This window comes from Streptomyces sp. adm13(2018) (assembly GCF_008042145.1).
GTDB lineage: Bacteria > Actinomycetota > Actinomycetes > Streptomycetales > Streptomycetaceae > Streptomyces.
Genome location: NZ_RDBH01000041.1, coordinates 1 through 3717, shown reverse-complemented (window position 1 = coordinate 3717; position 3717 = coordinate 1). Strand labels below are relative to the sequence as shown.

Sequence of the window (3717 nt, the reverse complement as noted above, 5' to 3'; positions counted from 1 at the left end):
GGGTGACGCGGCGCCCTCGCCCGCTATCTGCGCGGCGCCGAGGGCGCCGCGTCACCCGGTCCTTCGGGCCGCCCGGCGGGGGCGCCGGCCGACGTCGAACTGGTCGGCGTCCAGCCCTACGGCAGTCTCACCTTCGGCGCCCAGCACACCTCGGACCCCGAGATCATCATCGCCGGCATCGGCAGCTCCATCCCCTTCGGCAACGTGTCCCACGAGCTGTACGACACCCTCCACTGGATCTCCTTCGACGCCGCCCTGTCGGGCGCGGTCGACCTCCTGCGCCGGCACGCCGTCTTCGCGGGCCTGTCGACCGGCGCCGCCTACCTCGCCGCCCGGCACGAACGCGAGCGCGTCCCCGGACGCACCGTCCTCTTCGTCGCCGCAGACACGGGCCACCGCTACACCGACACCGTCTACGCCCGGCACCGCGAGGCGGCCCCCGTCGACCGCCTCAGGCCGCAGGACGTCGACGACCAGTCCCAACTGGCCCTGCCCTGGTCGCGGATGGCCTGGAACCGCACCCCGGCCGCGGCACCGGCCGGCTGACGGCCCGACGGCCTTCCTCGTACGCGCGCCGGGGCCCGCGTACGAGGAACTCCGCCGGCGTCAGATGCCGCAGCTCGACGCCGACCAGAAGCGGGCGGAGCGGTGGTCGACGTGGGCGTGGTCGCCGTGTCCCGGGTAGCCCGGGCCGAGGATCCCGTTGAAGCCGTGGTTACGGGCCTGCTGGGCCAGCCGGCACAGCGAGTGCGGCCCGGCTCCGAGGTCGGCGGCGTCGCCGTAGAGGTGCCGGCTCGACGCGGCGCCGCCGACGGCGTCGTTGCAGGCGTGGCTGCGGAAGCCGCTGGTCACGCGGATGCTCTGGTCGCCGAGCGCGTGCCGCAGGGCCTCCAGCTTCCACATCGTGCGCAGGGCGTTGGACTTGGCGGTGGCCGCGCTCACGGCCCCGCCGGCCCAGGTGCTGTTGCAGTTGTTGAGTTCGGCGTAGGAGAAGTGGACCGGGGTGCAGTCGTCGTCCTGGAGGGCGTAGATCTTGCTGAACGTGGCGGGCCCGGCGACGCCGTCGGCGGCCAGCCCGTAGGCGGCCTGGAAGCGCTTGACCGCGGCCGCCGTGCCGGGGCCGTACGCGCCGTCGATCGCGAGCACGCCGCCGTAGCCGGGATAGCCGGCCACCCGGATCTGCAACGCCGTGACGTCGGCGCCGGAGGCGCCCTGGGAGAGGGTGCGGGACCAGGTGTAACAGCCGTCGGCCTGGGCGGTGCCGGCGGTGGCGAGCACTCCGGCCGTCGAGGCAGTCATGATCATGACAAGTGAGAGAAGCAGGCGCAACGGCAGGGAACGCAGGGGGCGTCGGGACATCGATCCTCCATGGCCTCATGGGTCCGAGGTGACCCAGGGGTGAGAGTCCCCCCGAGACTGACGCGCCGGTCGACGCGCGTCAACCACGCCGGAGCAGGCGTCATTTGTCGGACCAATGACACGCGGATGAACGGGGCGCGGCGCCGGGCCCGCGGCGCGCGGTGTCCGGCTCTCGCCGCCCGGCGCCGCGCTTGCCGTATCTGGCGCCGGGCCCGCGGCGCCCGGCGCCAGACACCCGGCGCCGGGCTTGCCGTATCAGGCTCCGGGTTCGCGGCACCCGAGGGGAGCGCCCCGCGGCGCCGGCCCGCGGAGCCGAGTCCCGGCGCGCCTCACAGCCGCTTCGCGCTCCGCAGCGTCTTCGCGTAGTAGCCGTTGCCGTCGAGGCGCGAGACTCCGCCGACGTCCCCGATGGTCGGGCCGTTGATCTCCTCGCGGCTGGAGATGAAGATCAGGTGCCCCTCGGTGTCATGGCCGAGGACCATGCCGACGTGGTCCAGACGCTGCCCGGTCCGCTTGTCGAGCTTGAAGAAGACGAGGTCGCCCGGCTGCAGCTGGTCGATCGCCGTCGGCCGGTCCTCCTCCCGGATGCCGGCCAGCGGCAGCACGTTCACGCCCTCCTTGGACCGGGCCATGCCGTTCGCGGTGCGCGGCAGGCCGTCCCCGCCCGCGTCCGTCGCCCTCAGCGGGTAGCGCGCGCGGTAGCCGAGCACCATGCGCATGTAGCCCGAGCAGTCCAGGGACCGGGCGCGCAGGGCGTCGGGCTTGCCGACCGAGCCGTTCCGGAACGGGTACGGGATGCCGAGGTAGTCGTAGAAGTCCGACTGTTCGAGCCGCAGGTCGCCGCCCTCGGCGCCCGAGGTGTTCAGCGGCCCGAAGTTCGCGTCCCCCGCGAAGGCGACGCCCTGCTCGTCCTTCTGCTGCCGCGCCCCCGCCACGTACTGGTACGCGAACGCGAAGAGGTCGTCCTCCGTGCTGCCGGCGAACTCCGCGTACCACTCCTTGAACCACTTCTGCTTCTCCGCGCCCTTGACCCAGGGCTCGGGCATCAGCCGGACCCAGTCCGTCGTGGACACCTTGGACGCCGTGGACGCGGGCTCGGCGAACGTCCGTGCCGGGCCCGTCAGCTTGGCTGTGCGCGCCCCGTCCGTCAGCACCGCCTCGACCCGGCCGTCCGCGCCCCGCAGCACGCTCCGCGCCGGGTTCTCGTGCCGCGTCCACCGCTCCGCGCCCTTGGTCGCGGACGGCTCGGCCTTACCGCCCGCCCCGTCGAGCACGCCGATGTCCCGCACCTCGGTGACGCCCTGGTCGTCCCGCTTGCGCAGTTCGAGCGTGAGGAACCCGGAGGTCCCGACGAGCCCGAGGACCACGAGGCCCGTGACGAACGGGCGGGTCTTCTTCTTCCCAGCCATGGTGGTTCCTCGATTCTCAGGCGGCGGGCATGACGCCGAGCAGCAGGCCGGCGGCGACGACGATGTAGGCCATCATGGAGACGGAGGCCGTCGCCAGCAGGGTGGGCCCCTTGGGCTGGCGGACGAGCTGGTACGCGATGAGGCCGGGGACGATGAACCCGAGGGTCTGGTTGCCGTACAGGAGCGGGAACTCCAGCGAGAGCACGATCATTACCGTGGCCTGCAGCAGCACGCCCAGCAGGACCACCGCCGCGCGGGCATGACGCCGAGCAGCAGGCCGGCGGCGACGACGATGTAGGCCATCATGGAGACGGAGGCCGTCGCGGGCATGACGCCGAGCAGCAGGCCGGCGGCGACGACGATGTAGGCCATCATGGAGACGGAGGCCGTCGCCAGCAGGGTGGGCCCCTTGGGCTGGCGGACGAGCTGGTACGCGATGAGGCCGGGGACGATGAACCCGAGGGTCTGGTTGCCGTACAGGAGCGGGAACTCCAGCGAGAGCACGATCATTACCGTGGCCTGCAGCAGCACGCCCAGCAGGACCACCGCCGCGAACAGCCGCTTGCCGTAGAGGATCACCAGCCGCTGCATGATCTTCGTGCCCGCGTAGGTGAGGGCGGTGACCCCCACGACCATGGCCGCCCGCTGCAGGTCCTCGATGAGGGTGAGCGCGAGCCAGCCCGGCGTGATCATGCCGCCGGGGGAGAGGTTGGTGGTGAGGTAGCACAGCAGGGAGAAGAACAGACCGATGGCGATGCCCAGGGCGGCCATCTCGGGGGTCAGGGCGGCGGTGGTCAACCAGACCCTCGGGTTCATCGTCCCCGGCCTCATCGCGTACTCGCTGGAGTTCCCGCTCCTGTACGGCAACCAGACCCTCGGGTTCATCGTCCCCGGCCTCATCGCGTACCAGCTCGTCCGCCAGCCCAAGGGGCCCACCCTGCTGGCGACG

Annotated in this window: 2 protein-coding genes and 4 pseudogenes; 2 read left to right on the top strand and 4 right to left on the bottom strand. The window is 72.3% G+C overall.

Annotated features, from left to right (window positions below; translation table 11 throughout):
• Positions 1-9: 9 nt before the first annotated feature.
• A pseudogene (locus tag EAO70_RS03440) lies at positions 10-546 on the top strand (pyridoxal-phosphate dependent enzyme); the annotation flags it as partial.
• A 60-nt stretch (positions 547-606) separates the two neighbouring features.
• Here the strand turns inward: EAO70_RS03440 and EAO70_RS03435 are convergent.
• From EAO70_RS03435 to EAO70_RS03420, 4 genes and pseudogenes are all read right to left on the bottom strand, one after another.
• Complete coding sequence (locus EAO70_RS03435; protein ID WP_148001546.1) at positions 607-1305, bottom strand: D-Ala-D-Ala carboxypeptidase family metallohydrolase; 699 nt, start codon at positions 1303-1305, stop codon at positions 607-609.
• Positions 1306-1688: 383 nt separating this feature from the next.
• Positions 1689-2768, bottom strand: a complete 1080-nt coding sequence (locus EAO70_RS03430) for a C40 family peptidase (protein WP_148001545.1) — start codon at positions 2766-2768, stop codon at positions 1689-1691.
• 16 nt (positions 2769-2784) lie between these two features.
• A pseudogene (locus tag EAO70_RS03425) lies at positions 2785-3021 on the bottom strand (poly-gamma-glutamate biosynthesis protein PgsC/CapC); the annotation flags it as partial.
• A 68-nt stretch (positions 3022-3089) separates the two neighbouring features.
• A pseudogene (locus tag EAO70_RS03420) lies at positions 3090-3566 on the bottom strand (poly-gamma-glutamate biosynthesis protein PgsC/CapC); the annotation flags it as partial.
• Positions 3567-3594: 28 nt separating this feature from the next.
• On the opposite strand from EAO70_RS03420, the pseudogene EAO70_RS38790 reads away from it, so the two are divergent.
• Positions 3595-3717, top strand: a pseudogene (locus EAO70_RS38790) (poly-gamma-glutamate biosynthesis protein PgsC/CapC); the annotation flags it as partial.